The organism is Actinomyces gaoshouyii (assembly GCF_002076915.1).
GTDB lineage: Bacteria > Actinomycetota > Actinomycetes > Actinomycetales > Actinomycetaceae > Actinomyces > Actinomyces gaoshouyii.
The window spans coordinates 428,248-445,234 of sequence record NZ_CP020468.1 but is presented as its reverse complement, the minus strand read 5'-3'; the positions used below and the strand labels follow the sequence as shown (position 1 = coordinate 445,234).

Here is a 16,987-nt window from a genome sequence, read left to right as displayed (position 1 = left end):
ATGATCCCGGAAGGCAACAACTCGGCGTCGGACCCAGTGGTCTTCAACACCTTGCCGGGGTGGGCCGCCACCCCGCCACTACGATGGCCGAGGATCAGCCACGACAGCACCACTCGCCCATTGAGCGAGCGCCCGACCAGGAGCACTGATGAGTGATTCGAGCAGTCTCATGCGTGAGACCCTCTCCCTCGTCGCCCCCGGCACCGAGCTGCGCGCCGGCCTGGAGCGCATCCTGCGCGGCCGCACCGGCGCGATCATCGTCATCGGCTACGACGAGACGGTCGAGGAGATCTCCTCGGGAGGCTTCCAGATCGACGCCGAGCTCTCCGCAGCCCGACTGCGCGAGCTGTCGAAGATGGACGGCGCCGTCGTCATCGACTCCACCGCCACCCGCATCCGCCGCGCCAACGTCCAGCTCCTGCCCAGCGCCTCGATCGAGACCGCGGAGGCGGGCATGCGGCACCGCACCGCCGAGCGCGTGGCCCGCCAGACCGGCTACCCGGTCATCTCGGTGAGCCAGTCGATGCAGATCATCTCCCTGTACATCGATGGCAAGCGCCGCGTCATCGAGCCCAGCGAGTCGATCCTGGCCCGCGCCAACCAGGCCCTGGCCACCCTCGAGCGCTACACGACGCGCCTGTCCCAGACCGCCTCCGGGCTCAATACTCTGGAGATCGAGGACATCGTCTCCGTCCGCGACGTCACCAGCGTCCTGCAACTGCTCGAGATGGTGCGGCGCATCGCCTCGGATATCGAGGGCTACGTCCTCGAGCTCGGCACCGACGGCCGCCTGCTCGACCTGCAGCTCGAGGAGCTCACGCGCGGCCTCATGGCCGAGCGGGACTTCCTGCTGGCGGACTACCTGCCCAACGGGCTCGAGGTGGCCACGGTGGACGCGCGACTGAAGTGGGTGGGCTCCCCCGCCCTGCTCGACCTGGCCATGGTGGCCCGCTCCATGGGCCTGGGCGGCCCGGACGGCCAGGAGCTCGACACCGCCATCTCCCCACGGGGCCTGCGCCTGCTGTCCAAGATCCCGCGGCTGCCGCTGGTGGCGATCCGCGCCGTTGTCGACCACTGGGGGTCCCTGCAGGGGATCCTCGGGGCATCGAGCGAGGAGATCGAGGCCGTTGAGGGCATCGGGCCGCGTCGCGCCCGCACCCTGCGCGACGGCCTGAGCCGTCTTGCCGAGGTCTCCCTCAACGAGCGCTGAGGCGCGGCACTCGCGACTCCGGTGAGAGTCGGGCCGGCGAATCGGTCCGCCCACCGGTCCTTCCGCCACCGGGAGCTGAAGCTCTCCCAGGCGTTCTCGCCGGACACAATGCCGGCCCTGCGAGCCGATTCCCCCCACCTCCCACCACCCTTTCGAGCAGCGGCCGCGTCACTTGACGACAAAGACTCTCTCATCGCCGAGATTGGCGTCGCCCAGGCGCAGCTGGAGCTTGTAAACGCCGGTCGTGGCGACGTCCCCGTTGGACTGGGCGGGGGCCAGGGGCGAGGCTGACGGCGTCGGGGCGGCGGCGGGGTCGGTGCTGGCACTGGGATCGGCGCTCTGAGAAGCGCTCGGGTCCACGGCGGGATCCTCGGAGGGAGTCGCGCTGGGTGCTTCCGAGACAGCGGTGGGCGTCACCACCGTGCCGGTGGCGGTCGCCGTCGGGGCAGCGGGAGCGCACTCGGACCCACTGCGCCGCCCGTCCCAGGTGATGGTGGCGGAGGCCGAGGCACCGGGCTTGACGAGGAGCCGGCGGCTGTCGGCCGACGGCGAGCAGGTGTCCGATGCCCACACCAGGTTTCCCCCGGAGGTGATCGAGGCGCCCAACGACCGGCTGCCCAGATCGAGGAGGCAGGCGTCGGCGCCGTTGTTCGTCATGGTGACCTCGACGCTCATACCCGCGCCGGGGGCGACTTCCTCGGGAGCGCTGACCGAGACACCGAGGGCATCGGCGGCACAGGCCAGCGGGGCGGGGTAGGGGGTGACCGTCTGCTCGGCGGCCTGCTGGCGATCCTGCTCGCGAATCCGGTCCCGGACGGCGTAGGCGCCCTGGACGATGCCCACGACGAGCGCCAGCAGGAGGAGGACGACAGCGCACAGCAGGATGAGCCGGCGCAGCCAGTAGCGGGGCTGGGCAGGAGGCACGGGGCGCTGGCCGCGGGCCCCGCGCGCGCCCCGCGGCCCTCCCCCGCCATTCGCCGTTCCGCGCCCGGCACCGCCGCGGGAGCTCCCACCGGAGCGCTGTCCGGAGGTCCTGGCTGCGGAGGAGCGGGCCGAGCTCGCCGATCGCGGGCCTGAGGCTCTTGGGGCAGCGGATCGCGAGGAAGAGGCGCGAGCTGAGGAGAGGCCCGGGGCCTTGTGGTCCTGGGAACGGGAGGCGAGGGAGGCGAGTATCCCCCTCACAGCGCCCATGGCGCCCGCGCGCGGATGGCGTTGGGTGCTCAGGGCGTTGGCCGTGCGGTCCAAGCGCCCTTTGCGCGGTCCCTGGCCGGGCGACGGAGCGGACCGGTGGCCCTTGGCGCGCCCCGCGGCAGTGCTCGCGCGCTGGGAGGAGGATGTCCGACGGCGCTTGGAATTGGAATCAGAGCGGGACCCGGCGCGCGCGCCCCCTCTGCTCGCGGCTGATCGGGCCTGCTGCCTCGAGGAGGATCCCCGCGACAGGGATGACGAGCCGGGCGCGCGCCCGCTTCCAGCCCCTCGACCCGAGGAACGCGCCGAACCCGCAGGGCGCGGTCGCCCGCTCTTCCGGCCCTTGGCCGCGCCACCGCTGCTTCCACCGCCCCCTCTGCGTCCCTGTGCCATGCGGCAGACTGTACCGCCCGGATCCCACCCCGCCCGCGAGCGCCCCGCTCAGCCGGCCGCGTGTCCCGGACTCCTCGCACACCGGCCGGGCATCCGACGACTCGCTCTACTGCGCCAGGGCCGACCGCTCATATGTGCTTTTCAGGTCACGTTCTCCGGCGTGGTGCTCTTCACCCCGCCAGTCAGACCACTGCGGGCACCTGGAGACGAACTCGGATCCCCACGATGCCCGCGCGAGGCGCCTCATCAAGGACGCCCCCGCGGGAACCGCCACCGCGCAGCGGAACGCATCCGAGGTCGTGGGGAATGCCGACTCATCACCCGCAGTGCTCCGCTCACGGCAGACGGTAGGTGGTGCCGGCGTCATCGGTGGCGATGAGGCCGTCGGCCAGGAGCCCCGCCAGGGCCCGAGCAGGTTGCCCGGGATCGGCACCGCCCCGCTTCGCCGCGCCCGCGGCGGCGAGCAGGGCCTCGGCAACGACGCTGCGCCCCTCGGGGGCCTCCCGCAGGACCGCCATGATGAGGCCCCGCGCCTGGCGGTCCGTGCCCGCCCAGGCCTGGGTCCTGCGCCTGCCCGCGTGCTCGTCAGCAGGGCGCCCCGCAGCCAGCCAGGCGCAGCGGCGCCGCCAGGGGCAGGCCGGGCAGTCCGGCTCGCGGGCCGCACAGACCAGCGCCCCCAGCTCCATGACGGCCACGGACCACTGGGCCGCCGTCGCGTCATCGCGGGGCAGGAGGGACTCGGCGCGCTCCCGCTCGGCGCGGCCCAGGTGGGGCGCGGGCAGCGCCTGGCCGCCCATGACGCGGGCGAGGACCCGGCGCACGTTCGTGTCCAGAGCGAGGGCGCGGCGCCCGTGAGCGAATGCCAGCACCGCGCCCGCCGTGTACTCCCCGACGCCGGGCAGGGCGAGGAGCGGCTCGCGCTGGGCGGGCAGCACGCCGTCGTGCTCGGCGACAACGGCGGCGGCGCACTCCTTCAGGCGCAGCGCCCGGCGGGGGTAGCCCAGGCGGCCCCAGGCGCGCAGGACGTCGGCGGTGGGGGCGGCGGCGAGATCCGCGGGACCCGGCCAGCGGCGCTGCCACTCCCGCCAGGCCGGGATCACGCGGGCCACGGGGGTCTGCTGGCTCATGACCTCGCTGACGAGGATCGCCCAGGGCGAGGTCCCGGGCCGACGCCAGGGCAGGTCGCGGGCGTGGAGCCGGTACCAGGCGATGATCTCCGAGGCGGCGTCGTCTCCCCCAGCGGCGCCGCCAGGACAGCCGGCACTGCTGGTGCTGCCGGTGGGGCTCCCGACACCATCCGGGGCCTGGGCGATTCCGCGGCTCAGGGCCCCCGATTCTCTTGCTCCATCCACGTGCGCCTCCTGGGCCCGCATCGTAGCCGCCGAGCGACCACGAGCCGGGCACCAGAGTCCGCGCCACGGAATTGCCGACGCGTGTCGGGTTTGCGGACGCGCCCCCGCGGGACGTCCGCAACCGCGCCGCGCGTTGGCGATCGCAATCAGGGCTTGGCAGCGGATCAGAGCTCCAGGAGCATCCGGGTGTTGCCCAGGGTGTTGGGCTTGACCCGGGCCAGATCGAGGAACTCGGCGACGCCGTCGTCATGGGAGCGGACGATCTCGGCGAAGGCATCGGTGCCCACGGGCGTCCCCGCGATCTCATGAAAACCGTGCTGACTGAAGAAGCCGACCTCGAAGGTCAGGCAGAACAGGCGCTTGAGGTCCAGGGAGCGCGCCCGGATGATGAGGGCGCGCAGCAGCGCCGAGCCGACGCCTCGCCCCTTGAAGCGGGTATCCACCGCCAGAGTGCGGATCTCCGCGATGTCATCCCACATGACGTGCAGCGCGCCGCAGCCCACGATCCGCCCCGGCTCGATGCCCGTGGGGCGCACGGTCCCCGGGATCGGGGGCAACTCGGCGACTGTGAACTCCTGGACGTCCTCGAAGTAGGCGATGAGGTCCTTGGCGACCAGGATCCGCCTCTCGGCGAAGGGCCGGACGAGATCGGCGATGGCGCGCACATCCGCCGGGCGAGCCGGCCGCAGGATCGGGAGACTCCGTTGCTCAGTCGCCGAGCCGCCCGGCAGGGCACTCGATCCACCGGCCGGAGTGGGCGCCTGAGCGCAGGAAGGCTCGGGCTCTAGCACAGAGGTCACCGATCCACCCTACCCAGTCCCGCTCAGTGCGCCAGGATCGCGGAGGCAGTGCATGAATCGGTGACGACAGCGGTGGCGAAGCCTGCGGCGAGGGCCACGCGCATCGGCAGCACCTTGTCCAGCCCGTAGCCCGCCATGATACGCCGGCCCGGCCCGGCGAGGGCCTCCAGGCCGATGGAGATGACGCGGTCCTCCACCTCGGGGATGACCGGCACGCCGCGGGAGTCGACGAAATGGGAGAAGAAGTCGGCCACAGCCCCTTTGGCGCGCAGTCGCTCCATCACCCCTTTCTTGAGGTATCCCGAGCGCACGAGGATGGAATCGTCGCGGATCGCCCCGGGCGAGTAGAGGATGGTGTCCGCGTCGGCGGCATCGCGGAGTATGCGGGCGATGCTCGGCTCCTGGCGCAGGCGCTGGGCCAGCTCGACGTCGCGCACGAAGGCCGGAGCGGGCAGGAGGCGCCCGACTCCCTGGCCCTTGCGGGCGATGAGGCTGATCGATCGCCCGACGACATCGTCATCATCATCGGAGCGGATGAGACCGCCGAAGGCTTGGTAGACCTCGAGCCCACTCGTCCAGCGATCGGGCATGGCCTGGGCGACCGCCGCGACGGTGCGTCCCCAGGACACGCCGAGGGTCGCCGGGCGCGGACGCAGTCCGGTGAGGTAGTCGCTCGTCGCGGAGGCGACGACGCGCCGGGCGGTCCGCGCCTCCTCAGTGCAGGTGACCACGATGGCGTCGGGAATGCCGAAGGCATCGCGGAGTCGGTTCTCCAGCGAGCGGTCGCGGGCGTGCGGATGGACGATCGAGATGGTGATCATCCCGCAATCCCGGGCTTCCTCCAGCAGGCGCCCGACGGTCCACCGCGAGCACATGAGGCGGTCGGCGATGGCCGCCTGCGTCAGGCGCTCGTAGTAGTAGAGCTCGGCTGCCCGCAGCATGAGGGCCTCGCGCTCGGCGTCGCTCATCGTCTTCCTCCCCAGGCACCGGGTACCGCGCGACCCCGGATCCACCGGATGTCGCAGGGCCTTGAGTGTCACTCAGCATCGGCCGGCTCCTCCGCTCGGCGCCGGAGGGCGTCGGCTCGCAGCGCCTTGAGGGCGTGCATCGTCTCGTCCCCGCGCCCGAAGAGCCCATGGAGATGGCGGTAGATCTCGTACAGGCGATCGTATTGAGCCGCTGCCGGCTCGTTGGGCTCGTAGATCCTCTCGGACACGCCGCCCATCGCGGTCGCCGCGGCGGGCAGGTCCGGGTGGGCGCCGGCGGCAACGGCCGCGAAGATCGAGGAGCCGTGGGCCCCGGCCTGGAGGGTGGAGGCGGTCAGCAGGCGACGCCGGGTGATATCGGCGTACATCTGCATGAGGAACTCATCCTTGATGAGGCCCCCGGCAACGCGCACCTCGGTGACGGGCACGCCGTGGGACTCGAAGTTCTCGATGATGACGCGGGCGCCGAAGGCGGTGGACTCCAGGAGCGCGCGGTACTGGTCCTCGGGGCGGGTCACGAGCGTCTGGCCGATCATGAGACCGGTGAGCTGGGAGTCGACCAATGGGGACCGGTTTCCGTTCCACCAGTCGAGGGCCACCAGGCCGTGCTCGCCGATCTCCTGCTCGGCGGCCAGGCGGGCCAGGAGCGCGAAGATCGAGATGCCCTCGGACTCGGCCTCGATGAAGTAGGAGCGCGGCACGTTGTTCTCGATGAACCAGGCGAAGGAGTCGCCCACCGCGCTCTGACCGGCTTCGTAGCCCCATGTGCCCTCGGAGATGCCGCCGTCGACGACGCCGAAGACGCCTGGCACCTCCACGCATTCCTCAGCGGGCAGGACCCAGCAGGTCGAGGTGCCGAGGATGCCGGTGAGCTGACCGGGCCGAACCGCGTTGACAGAGGCGGCGTGGACGTGGGCGTCGATGTTGCCCGCGGCCACGGGGGTGCCCTCTCGCAGCCCGAAGGCCTGGGCGTACTCCGCGGTCAGGCCCCCACGGCCGATCCGAGTGGGGCGATCGGATGGTTCATGCGCGTGGCGTAGACGTCGGCGAAGTCGGGGTTGAGGGCGCCGAGGAACTCCTCGGAGGGGTAGACGCCGTCCTGGAGCATGCGCTTGTAGCCGGATTCAGAGGCCGAGTAGGCTAGAGTGCCGGTCAGGCGCCATGTGAGCCAGTCGAGCATGTCGACGATCTCTCCCGTGGCGGCGTAGAGGTCAGGGGCCTTCTCGAGGGTCTCCAGCGCCTTGGGCAGGAGCATCTCGGCCGACAGGATGCCGCCGTAACGGGGCAGCCAGGCCTCACCGCGCTTCTTGGCGAGCTCGACGATGCGGTCGGCCTGGCCCTGCGCCCCGTGGTGCTTCCACAGCTTGACGTAGGCATGGGGGTTGTTGGCGAACTCGGGCTTGTCGCACATGGGCACGCCGTCGGAGTCGGTGACGACGACGGTGGCGGAGGTGACATCGAGTCCCACGCCGATGATGTCGGTGCTGCTCACCCTGGAGGCGCGCACGGCGGCGGCACTGGCGGCGCACATGGACTCCAGGTAGTCGCCGGGCACCTGGAGGGCGAACTCCGGGGGCAGCTCACGGTTGTCACCGGCGGTCAGGCGCCGATCCATGATCGGGGTGGCGTACTCGCTCACGGCATCGGCGAGGATCTCGCCGTCGGATACGCGGGTGACGACGGCGCGCACGGATAGCGTGCCGAAGTCGAGGCCCAGGGTGCATGTCCCCTCCCTGGAGGGTGCTCCTGCGGTTGTCATGGTGCTCATCGCTCCTTCGCATTCAGGGTCGCGCGGTGGGTGGTCGATCAGGGGCGGGGCGCCCGTGGCTCAGGGCGGGTCCTGGTCGGAGGTCAGTCCCGCTCCTCGTGGAGGTGACGTCCCCAGTAGCCCTGGGGGGAGAAGAGGGCGTCGACGACGTCGTCGAGCAGCCCGAGGTCGGCCAGGACATCGAGGATGGTGTAGCGGGGCCGGATCATCTGGGCCTTGGCATGGGTCGCCCGGAAGCGCCCCATGTCGATCCCGATCATCTCGGGATGGCAGGGCGCGCCCACGGCCTTGAGGCGATCGGCCACCTCCTGCGGGCCCATGAGCAGGGGGCGGACCCGCTCGACCACGCGCGGCCAGGCCCTCTTGATGGTGGTGATGCGCTCGCGCAGAGCATCGCCGGTGAGGTTCTTGCCCACGGCGTGCCCCACCGCCTCCTGCGCGATGCGCGGGATGAGGGCCCGGCGCACGGCGGCCTCGATCTCCTCGTCGGAGCGCGCTCGCGCGACGACGTCGTCGGCGTCGATCGCCTCCACAAAACCGGGTCCGCGGCTCAGGATCTCCTCCCACATGGCGCAGGAGGCGATGGTGCCGATGCCGACCTTCATGCCGTGGGACAGCGGCGGCTCCCAGTCCAGGCCGTGCCCCTCCATCTCCCACACGTGGGAGAACTGGTGCCCCGCTCCGGAGGCGGGGCGGGAGGACTGGGCCGCCTGCATGGCCAGGCCGGACATGATGTTGCCCTCGGCCAGACCCCTGATGGCCCCGGGGTCTCCCGCGCCGATGCGCCCGGGATCGGCCAGAGCGTCGCGCAGCGGGCCCTGGACCAGGTCCCACACGTCGTCGTCGATGGGCTCGATGCCGAGCTCGTCGGCGAGCACCCAGTCGGCCCCGGCGGGCACCTTCTCGATGAGGTCGCCGTAGCCGGTCGCGGTCAGTCGCCTGGGGGCGGCGGCGATGACGCCGAGGTCCGCCACGAGGCCGGCGGGGGCCGGGCAGCCTCGGGTGATCTTGAAGCCGTCCTTGGAGATCGAGGCCCCGAAGGAGGCGTAGCCGTCCACGGAGGCGGCGGTGCACACGTTCATATAGGGGCGGGACAGCTCCCCGGAGGCGAGCTTGGCGATGTCGTTGAGCGTGCCCGAGGCGATGGAGCACACGATGGCGTCCGTCAGGGGCCTGATGCGCTCGCGCAGGATCTCGACGTTCTCGTAGCCGGCGTAGAGCGTCGGGGCGCCTGGGAAGATGTAGGGCTCGATGGCCTCGACCCCGGCGGCCGCCAGGGAGTCCACCACGGGTCGGCCCGCCGCGGCGAAGGTGTTCCCATCGGCGACGACGATGACCCGCTTGCCGGGGAAGAGATCGGCGAAGAGAGGGCCCGTGGCGCCCAGAACGTCGTCGCCGAAGGCGATCCGCCTGGTATCGGTCGCGGTGGCCAGGGCCCGGGTGATGAGGTCGGTGTTCGATGACTGTGTCATGGATCGTGCTTCCTTCCTGGGAATCAGACGTGTCAGACGAGGTGGTCGACCATCCCGTGGGAGAGAGCCCGCAGGCGCGGGTAGGTCTCCATGTACTTCTCGAGGTAGAACCGGTATTCCTCGTGGACATCGGGACGCGGCTCGATGCGGTCGGTCTCGCGCACCATGTTTCGGACGGCGTCCTGGATGGAGGAGTACTGCCCGGCGCCGACGGCCGCGAGCACGCACGAGCCCAGGACGACGGCGTCGCCCACCTCGGTGAGGGTGACGGGAACGCCGGTGACATCGGCGTGCATCTGCATCCAGTCGCGGGACTTGGTGGCGCCGCCGCAGGCGACGAGCTCGGTGGTGGCGAAGCCGGCGTCCCCGAACGCCCGCAGCACGTGGGCGGTTCCGTAGCAGACGGCCTCCTGGATGGCCCGGTAGAACTCCTCGGGGGTGGTGCCCAGGGTGAGGCCCCATACGATGCCGCGCGCCTTGGAGTCGGTGTACGGGGTGCGGTTGCCCTGGAAGTACTCGTTGATGATGAGGCCGTTGGAGCCGACCGGCACATGGGCGCTGCGCTCATCGAGGATCTTGTAGGGGTTGTAGCCCAGGCGCTCCGCGGCGGAGGCGACGTCGGCGGCGAAGTTGTCCTTGAACCACTTGAGCACGGAGCCCGAGGAGACCAGGCCGCCCTCGCAGGTGTACTGGCCGGGCAGGACGCCGTCGGTGTAGGCGCCGAAGAAGCCGCTGCCGTGCAGGGGCTTGGGAGACTGGCCGGTGATGACATGGGAGGAGCCGGTGATGATGGCGGTCTTGCCGGGCTCGACGACGCCCAGGCCGATCTGCCCCGCCCAGGCGTCCGCGCAGCCCTGGGCGACTGGCGTGCCGGGCAGCAGGCCGAGGTCGCCGGCGGCGGCGGCGGTCAATCCGCCGACGGGCATGCCGAGGTCGAGGATGCGCTCGGGGATCTTGTCGAAGACGTCGCCGCAGCCGATGTGCTCGTAGAACTCGACCGGCCAACCGCCCTTGTCGCGGTTGTAGTACATGCGCAGGGCCGCGGAGTTGATGTTGAGGGTCCACTCGCCGGTGAGCTTGTGAGTGAGCCACTCGGGGGCGTCGACGAGCCGGTGTGCGGCCTTGTAGACCTCGGGCTCATTCTCCTTGAGCCAGGCGGCCTTGAAGGGGTACCACTCAGCGGTCGCCCCCATGGTGCCGCCGCCGTTGTACAGGCGGGCCCAGTGGTCGATCGTCTCGGCGCGGGCGGCCTGACCGGAGGCGCGCACATCCATCCACATGATCGCCGGGCGCAGCTCCTGGCCGTTGGCGTCCATGGCGACAATGGTCATCGTCGTGGCGTCGTAGGAGATGCCGGCGATGTGGCGGCCGGGGATAGCCGTCTCGTTGAGAACCCGGTGGACGGCGGCCCTGAGGGCGTCCCACCAGTCATCGGGGCTCTGCTCGGCCTGCCCCGGGCGGGGGTGGGTGGTGGTATAGGGGGCTGCGGTGAAGGCGATCGGGTGACCGGCGAGGTCGAAGATCGCCGCGCGGCAGGACTCCGTTCCGAAATCGATGCCGAGCAGGTAGGGGCCTTCGTATACGGGACTGACCATCGTTGGTCTCCGTTCTTCGTGTCGTGACAGCGGTGTCGTCGCGTGATCGGCGTCGGGCGGGCCGGGTCAGGGGATGGCGTCGGGGCCCTCGCTCCAGCCGAGCTCCTCCCACCCGGCGGCGGGGATGAGCCGGTCGATGCGGTCGAGGACGTAGGTGGGGCGGTCGGCCCCGTCGAGGGCCAGGGCCTCGGCGAGGGTGGACTCACCGGTCAGCGGCATCGCGGAGCGCATACCGGTGCGCACCGCCATCTGGATATCGGTGCCGAGCCGGTCGCCGACCATCATGCAGCGCTCGGGACTGACGTCGAGATCGCCGATGGCGGCCTGGAGCATCGAGACGTTGGGCTTGCCGATGACGGTGCGGCAGGTGGTGCCGGTGCAGGCCTCGATCGCGGCGATGACGGCGGCGCAGTCGGGCTCGCCGCGCCCATGGGGGAAGGGGCAGAAGCGATCGGGGTTGGTGGCGATGAGGAAGGCCCGCTTGTGGTACCAGATGGCGTCGAAGGCGATCTGGAGCTTGCGGTACTCGAAGGTGCGGTCGTAGGAGGCGACGACGATGTCGATCTCCTCGGGATTCTCGCTCTGCGCGATTCCAGCCCGGGCCAGGGCGCGCTTGAGCGGATCCTCGGCGATGGCGAAGACGGTGGCCCCGGGGTGGTGAGCCGTCAACCAGCGCACGGTGGTGACCACCGTGTTGGCGATCTCGCCCGCCGGCGTCGGCAGTCCTAGACGGGCGAGTTTCTCGGCGTACTGGCCGGGGTCCTTGGTGGGATTGTTGGACAGGAAGCGCACGGGGATGGCTCGGCGGCGCAGTTCGGCGATGAGGCGCTTGGCGCCCGGCAGGAGGTGATCGCCGAGGTAGATGGTGCCGTCCATGTCGAAGACGTAGGCATCGTAGAGCTCGGTGGGCCAGTCGTGGACGGTGGTGGGGGCAGCGCTGGGCGGACACGTCTCGCTCATAGGTGCTTCCTGGGGTTGTGGGGTGATCCGGGCAGGGCTTCCCGGGGCGCCCCGGTCAGGGGCGGAGGGAGTCAAACGGCGAGCAGGGTGAGGTGGATGAGCGTGGTCATGATCCAGATCGACCCCGCCGGCGGGTCGATATGCGTGTCGCCGTGGTAGTAGGTGGAGCGCGCGATGACGAACTCGGCGACGAAGCCCGACAGGATGCCGAGGACGGTGCCGGCCGCCAGGGCCGCCCACCCGCTGCCGGTGGCGAGCCAGAACTGCGCGCCGGCCAAGCCCGCGATGATGGTGATGTGGTGGGTGACGTTGACCCTCTGTCCTGTCACCAGCAGGAAGATGCAGAGCGCGGAGATGGCGAAGGGCAGGGTGTGGGCATTGCCCACCACGGCGGCGGCCGCGTCCTCGGGCAGGTGGGTCTGGGCGTAGGAGGCCAGCACGATCGCACATCCGGAGGCCATGACGGCGGAGGCGAGGGCGACGGTGCCGAGCTGGCCCGGCGTCTCCTGGTGATCGAGCCAGCGGTGCGAGCCCCGCGGCGAGGTTGGGGCGTGGAGGACGCCGGTGGATCCGAAGGCGAGCCGGGAGGCGCAGCCGGACAGGAAGACCGTCAAGGCCACGGAGTCGGTGTGGGTTCCGAACCAGGGAATGAGCGCGATGAGGCGCTGCACGATCAAACCCGCAACACCGAATCCCGCGGCCACCCATAGGATTGTCGGATCCTTGAGGCTGCCCAGCGGCGTATCGATATCCCGCCCGGTGGCGAGCAGGTTCTTCTTCGCCGAGTAGGCGGATCCGGCAGCGGCTCCGGCGAAGGCGATATGCGGTCCGAAGACGGGGCCGAAGGCGACATAGTCGAAGAAGAAGGTGCTGCCCGTCGAAGCGGCGATCCCGAAACCTGTCAGGATCATGACACCGGTGAATCCGAAGGCGTTGTTCGCTCCGACGATGGCACCGATGACGCCTCCGACGCAGGCCGCCAGGAGCCAGAATAAGTCCAGGTTCTCAAGCAGGGGGATTGTTGTATCAGGTGTCATTCTTCGTCCTTGAAGTGCTGCGGTGGTCGGGGGTGGTCGGGGAGCGCCTCACCGGGGCGAGGGGTGGGGCCGACGGGGGCGGGGTGGGGCGGGGCTCAGGCGCCGGACTCGTAGGACTCCAGGGCGGCCACCTTGCGGGCCGACGGCGAGGAGGGGTCGAAGGCGTGACCGAGCCACTCGCTCACGAGCCTTCGGGCCAGCTCGATGCCGATGACGCGCTGGCCGAGGGCGAGGACCTGGGCGTTATTGGACTTGATGAGGCGCTCCACCGAGAAGGAGTCATGGGCGACGGAGGCGCGGATACCGGGGACCCTATTGGCGCTGATAGCCATGCCCATGCCGGTGCCGCAGAGGAGGAGACCGCGATCGGCGTCGCCGTCGGAGATCATGCGGGCCGCCCTCACGGCGACGTGGGGATAGTCAATACCTTCCCCTTTCGACACACCCGCGTCGATCACCTTGTCAACGCGCGGATCACCCTCGAGATCCCTCATCAAGGTCTCCTTGTACTCGATGGCAGCGTCATCGCAGGCGATGACGATCCTGTATCCCATATGCGGCCTCCTCGCTCGCCCACATCATTCCGCCTGGAGCTGTTCACACCCCGGGAGTAAGAGGCGGATGACGCAGTGGTTGATACGCGCTTCTCATGGTCCTGAATTGCAGCGAATTCGACAATCGGTTGCACACATGAGCAATTCCTGCCGAGTCTCTGCCGCCACACCGGGGCCGGTGCTATCATTTTGGGCTCGGAACTCTCAGCGCCACTGGCGCCCCTGGCGGCGCCCCGCTGGACCTGCGCACATATGAGCGGCGCGGCACTGGCTCCCGACGCCTCGGCCTGCTTCGTTAGTGTGTGAATCGACAACCGCACCAGCCCAGCCCAGGGACCGCCGTCCTAGGAGGAACGCATGACCACACCCGCGCTGTTGACCGACCTCGACCTCAAGGCCATCGCCATCTCCAAGGCGCTGGCGGCCGACGCCGTCGAGAAGGCCGGATCCGGCCACCCCGGAACCCCCATCTCCCTGGCCGGCGTCGCCTACCTGCTCTATCAGAAGGAGATGGCCGGCGATCCCTCCGACCCCGCCTGGCTGGGCCGAGACCGCTTCGTGCTGTCCATCGGGCACGCCTCGTTGCTCCAGTACATCCAGCTCGCCCTGGCCGGCTACGGCCTGGAGATCTCCGACATCGCCGCCCTGCGCACATGGGGATCCCCCACCCCCGGCCACCCGGAGTTCGGGCACACCGCCGGCATCGAGACCACCACCGGGCCGCTGGGCGCGGGGATTGCCAACGCCGTGGGCATGGCCATGTCCGCACGCAGGGAGCACGGGCTCTTCGACGCCGCCGCTCCGGCCGGCCAGTCCGTCTTCGACCACTACGTCTACACGATCGTGGGCGATGGCTGCCTGCAGGAGGGCGTGGCCTCCGAGGCCGCCTCCCTGGCGGGCACCCAGCAGCTGGGCAACCTCATCGCCATCTACGACGACAACGACATCTCCATCGAGGGCGATACGGACATCGCCTTCACCGAGGACCCCTCCGCCCGCTTCGCCGCCTACGGCTGGCAGGTGCTCGACGTCGACTGGAAGGCCGGCGGCCAGTACCGCGAGGACTACGACGCGCTGCACGCCGCCCTCGTCCAGGCGCGCGCCGAGACCGCCCGGCCCACGCTCATCCGCCTGCACACGATCATCGCCTGGCCCTCACCCACCAAGCAGGGCGATGAGTCCTCGCACGGCGCCAAGCTCGGCGCCGAGGAGGTCGCCGGCCTCAAGCGGGCCCTCGGGCTCGATCCGGAGGCCGACTTCCAGGTGCCGGCCGAGGTCCTGGAGCACACCCGCGCCCAGGCCGCCGAGCGCGCCGCCGTCCTGCGCGCCGACTGGGACGCCCGCTTCACAGCCTGGCAGGCCGCGGACCCCGAGGGCTCCGCACTGCTGGAGCGCCTGCGCGCCGGTCGGCTTCCCGAGGGACTGGATGCCGCCCTGCCCCACTGGGAGCTCGGCGACGCCGTCGCCACCCGATCCGCCTCAGGCAGGACCCTGAGCGCCCTCGCCCCCGTGGTGCCCGAGTTGTGGGGCGGCTCGGCGGACCTGGCGGGGTCGAACAACACGACGATGGCCGGCGAGCCCTCCTTCCTCCCGGCATCGCTGGCGGTGGGCCGGGGCGACGGCCCCTACGGGCGCACCATCCACTTCGGGGTCCGCGAGCACGCGATGGGCTCGATCCTCAATGGCATCGCCCTGGATGGCCTGACCCGCCCCTACGGCGGCACCTTCATGGTGTTCTCCGACTACATGCGCCCGGCCGTGCGCCTGGCGGCGCTCATGGGCATCGGCTCGGTGTTCGTCTGGACGCACGACTCCATCGGCGTGGGTGAGGACGGCCCCACCCATCAGCCCATCGAGCACCTGGCGGCCCTGCGCGCCATCCCGGGCTTCGCCGTCGTGCGGCCCGCGGACGCCAACGAGACCGCGGCCGCCTGGGCGGAGATCCTGCGCCGCCGCCGCGAACCGGTCGGCGTTGTCCTCTCGCGTCAGAACCTCAGCGTGAGCGCCACCCCCGAGGTGGCAGCCGAGGGCGTGCGCCGGGGCGCCTACGTCCTGGCCGACGCCGTCGACGCCGCCGGGGCGCCGGCCGATCCCGCCGTCGTCATCATCGCCACCGGCTCGGAGGTGGGCGTGGCCATGGCCGCGCGTGAGCGCCTGAGCGCGGAGGGGACGCCGACCCGTGTCGTCTCCGCGCCGTGCCTGGAGTGGTTCGCAGAGCAGGACGAGGCCTACCGCGCCCGCGTGCTGCCCGTCGGCGCCGTGCGGGTCTCGGTGGAGGCCGGCATCGCGATGGGCTGGCGCGAGATCGTGGGCGACTCGGGGGCGATCGTGTCCCTCGACCACTACGGCGCCTCAGCGCCCGGACCGCGCCTGTTCGAGGAGTACGGCTTCACCGGCGAGCACGTCGCCGAGGTAGCCGTCCAAGCCCTCGCCCGCGCCCAGGCCTGACGCCCCGCCCTCTGCCCCGAGACCGGTCGAAAATAGGAGCGAAACCGGTTCGTGAACCGGTTTCGCTCCTATTTTCGACCGGTCTCGCATATAGGGGGAGACTATGAGGCGGAGGCCAGATCGAGGACGGCGCGCGCAGTGGCGTCGTCGACGACGAGATCCGTGGCCACCCGCGCCCGAAGCGCCGCCAACAGGGCGGGCGCCTTCGCCCTCCCCGCCACCACGCACAGTCGCCTCGGGATGCGCGCGAGCTGGGCCGGAGTGGGACCGGTGGCCCGCGCGTTGAGGGCGATATCGCTCCAGGAGCCATCGGCGCGCAGCAGCACGGTGCACACGTCGCCCACTACCTGCTCCCGGCGCAGCGCCACGCGGTCGGCGCGGCTGACATGCCCGCCCTCGTAGACCTGCGAGGGCAGGACGCCCTGAACCACTGACCCGACGCCGAAGACCGCCAGGTCGGCACTGCGCGCCAGCGCCAGCACCCGGCGCACGGAGCGCTCGGACCACATCGCCTCGCGCGTGGCCACATGATCGAAGAAGGCGGGGACGGGGAAGGCCACCACGCGCGCTCCCAGCGCGTGGCCCACCCGCGAGAGCACCTCACCGGCGCTGGGCCCCATCTCCATCGGATCCGTGGCGCCGTTGAGCTGGACCACGGTCACTCCCGGGACCTGCCGCGCCGGCAGGACCGCGCTCACCTCGGACATAGTGGTGCCCCAAGCGACGCCGACGACGACGCCCCGCCCGCCCGGGCCGGGGGCCGCCTCGAGCCCGCCCCGCCCGCAGCCCTCGGCGCCGCCCATCCCAGCATCATCGGCACCGGCCCCCACCGGAGCCCCCAGCGCCTCAGAGGCGCGCCGCTCGGCCAACTCGGCGGTGATCTCGACCATCCGCGCAGCGGCGACGCCCGCGACCTGCTGGAGCCGATGGATCTCGGTGGCGCCCTCGCGCACGGGAACGATCTGGGCGCGCACGCCGAAGAGGGAGGCGAATCTCCCCTCGATGGAGCCGGCACCCCCGGGCTGGGTGAGCTCGATGCGCACGATGCCCGTCGCCCTGGCGCGGTCCAGGAGCCGGGAGACGGTCGAGCGCGACACCCCCAGGTGATGGGCGATCACCTCCATGGTCTCGCCCTGCACGTAGTACATCGACGCCGCCTCATAGGCCCGCAGCAGCGTGGAATTATCGCCAGAACTGTTGGAATTCCAGGAAGAATCGTCGCTC

At 70.9% G+C, this 16,987-nt stretch carries 12 protein-coding genes and 1 pseudogene; 2 read left to right on the top strand and 11 right to left on the bottom strand.

Going from position 1 to position 16,987, the window contains the following annotated elements:
• The first annotated feature begins 148 nt into the window (after nt 1-148).
• Nucleotides 149-1,210 carry a DNA integrity scanning diadenylate cyclase DisA gene (gene disA / locus B6G06_RS01750; protein ID WP_080462548.1) on the top strand — a complete coding sequence of 354 codons (1,062 nt, stop codon included), beginning with the start codon at nt 149-151 and terminating at the stop codon, nt 1,208-1,210.
• A gap of 168 nt (nt 1,211-1,378) precedes the next feature.
• On the opposite strand, the gene B6G06_RS01745 is transcribed toward disA, so the two are convergent.
• The 10 genes and pseudogenes from B6G06_RS01745 to B6G06_RS01695 all read right to left on the bottom strand — a co-directional run bounded on the left by B6G06_RS01745 (nt 1,379) and on the right by B6G06_RS01695 (nt 13,315).
• Complete coding sequence (locus B6G06_RS01745; protein ID WP_081170654.1) at nt 1,379-2,134, bottom strand: hypothetical protein; 756 nt, start codon at nt 2,132-2,134, stop codon at nt 1,379-1,381.
• A 992-nt stretch (nt 2,135-3,126) separates the two neighbouring features.
• On the bottom strand, nt 3,127-4,005 hold the full coding sequence (locus B6G06_RS01735) for an HhH-GPD family protein (RefSeq protein ID WP_080462609.1): 879 nt from the start codon (nt 4,003-4,005) through the stop codon (nt 3,127-3,129).
• Between the two features lie 302 nt (nt 4,006-4,307).
• Nucleotides 4,308-4,874 (bottom strand): amino-acid N-acetyltransferase, encoded by a 567-nt coding sequence (locus tag B6G06_RS01730; RefSeq protein WP_080462610.1) that lies wholly within the window; start codon nt 4,872-4,874, stop codon nt 4,308-4,310.
• 92 nt (nt 4,875-4,966) lie between these two features.
• Nucleotides 4,967-5,911: a sugar-binding transcriptional regulator gene (locus B6G06_RS01725; protein ID WP_080462551.1), complete on the bottom strand. Its 945-nt coding sequence runs from the start codon at nt 5,909-5,911 to the stop codon at nt 4,967-4,969.
• A gap of 68 nt (nt 5,912-5,979) precedes the next feature.
• Nucleotides 5,980-7,688, bottom strand: a pseudogene (locus tag B6G06_RS01720) (ribulokinase).
• Between the two features lie 92 nt (nt 7,689-7,780).
• Complete coding sequence (locus tag B6G06_RS01715) at nt 7,781-9,169, bottom strand: sn-glycerol-1-phosphate dehydrogenase (protein ID WP_081170650.1); 1,389 nt, start codon at nt 9,167-9,169, stop codon at nt 7,781-7,783.
• Between the two features lie 32 nt (nt 9,170-9,201).
• Nucleotides 9,202-10,764, bottom strand: coding sequence for an FGGY-family carbohydrate kinase (locus B6G06_RS01710; RefSeq protein ID WP_081170648.1), 1,563 nt, complete (start codon nt 10,762-10,764; stop codon nt 9,202-9,204).
• A 66-nt stretch (nt 10,765-10,830) separates the two neighbouring features.
• Nucleotides 10,831-11,724 (bottom strand): HAD-IIA family hydrolase, encoded by an 894-nt coding sequence (locus B6G06_RS01705; RefSeq protein ID WP_081170646.1) that lies wholly within the window; start codon nt 11,722-11,724, stop codon nt 10,831-10,833.
• Nucleotides 11,725-11,795: 71 nt separating this feature from the next.
• Nucleotides 11,796-12,761: a DUF7973 family transport facilitator gene (locus B6G06_RS01700; protein WP_080462556.1), complete on the bottom strand. Its 966-nt coding sequence runs from the start codon at nt 12,759-12,761 to the stop codon at nt 11,796-11,798.
• Nucleotides 12,762-12,856: 95 nt separating this feature from the next.
• Nucleotides 12,857-13,315: a ribose-5-phosphate isomerase gene (locus B6G06_RS01695; RefSeq protein ID WP_080462557.1), complete on the bottom strand. Its 459-nt coding sequence runs from the start codon at nt 13,313-13,315 to the stop codon at nt 12,857-12,859.
• A 357-nt stretch (nt 13,316-13,672) separates the two neighbouring features.
• On the opposite strand from B6G06_RS01695, the gene tkt reads away from it, so the two are divergent.
• A complete protein-coding gene (tkt, locus tag B6G06_RS01690) occupies nt 13,673-15,763 on the top strand; it encodes a transketolase (RefSeq protein ID WP_081170644.1) in 2,091 nt (696 codons plus the stop codon).
• A 101-nt stretch (nt 15,764-15,864) separates the two neighbouring features.
• Here the strand turns inward: tkt and B6G06_RS01685 are convergent, their stop codons facing one another.
• On the bottom strand, nt 15,865-16,911 hold the full coding sequence (locus B6G06_RS01685; protein WP_420807201.1) for a sugar-binding transcriptional regulator: 1,047 nt from the start codon (nt 16,909-16,911) through the stop codon (nt 15,865-15,867).
• Nucleotides 16,912-16,987 lie beyond the last annotated feature (76 nt).

What these genes read in the sequence shown, in the direction of transcription:
- disA (WP_080462548.1), top strand. Translation starts at nt 149, where the DNA reads ATGAGTGATTCGAGCAGTCTCATGCGTGAGACCCTCTCCCTCGTCGCC.
- B6G06_RS01725 (WP_080462551.1), bottom strand. Translation starts at nt 5,911, where the DNA reads ATGAGCGACGCCGAGCGCGAGGCCCTCATGCTGCGGGCAGCCGAGCTC.
- B6G06_RS01715 (WP_081170650.1), bottom strand. Translation starts at nt 9,169, where the DNA reads ATGACACAGTCATCGAACACCGACCTCATCACCCGGGCCCTGGCCACC.
- B6G06_RS01710 (WP_081170648.1), bottom strand. Translation starts at nt 10,764, where the DNA reads ATGGTCAGTCCCGTATACGAAGGCCCCTACCTGCTCGGCATCGATTTC.
- B6G06_RS01705 (WP_081170646.1), bottom strand. Translation starts at nt 11,724, where the DNA reads ATGAGCGAGACGTGTCCGCCCAGCGCTGCCCCCACCACCGTCCACGAC.
- B6G06_RS01700 (WP_080462556.1), bottom strand. Translation starts at nt 12,761, where the DNA reads ATGACACCTGATACAACAATCCCCCTGCTTGAGAACCTGGACTTATTC.
- B6G06_RS01695 (WP_080462557.1), bottom strand. Translation starts at nt 13,315, where the DNA reads ATGGGATACAGGATCGTCATCGCCTGCGATGACGCTGCCATCGAGTAC.
- tkt (WP_081170644.1), top strand. Translation starts at nt 13,673, where the DNA reads ATGACCACACCCGCGCTGTTGACCGACCTCGACCTCAAGGCCATCGCC.
- B6G06_RS01685 (WP_420807201.1), bottom strand. Translation starts at nt 16,911, where the DNA reads ATGTACTACGTGCAGGGCGAGACCATGGAGGTGATCGCCCATCACCTG.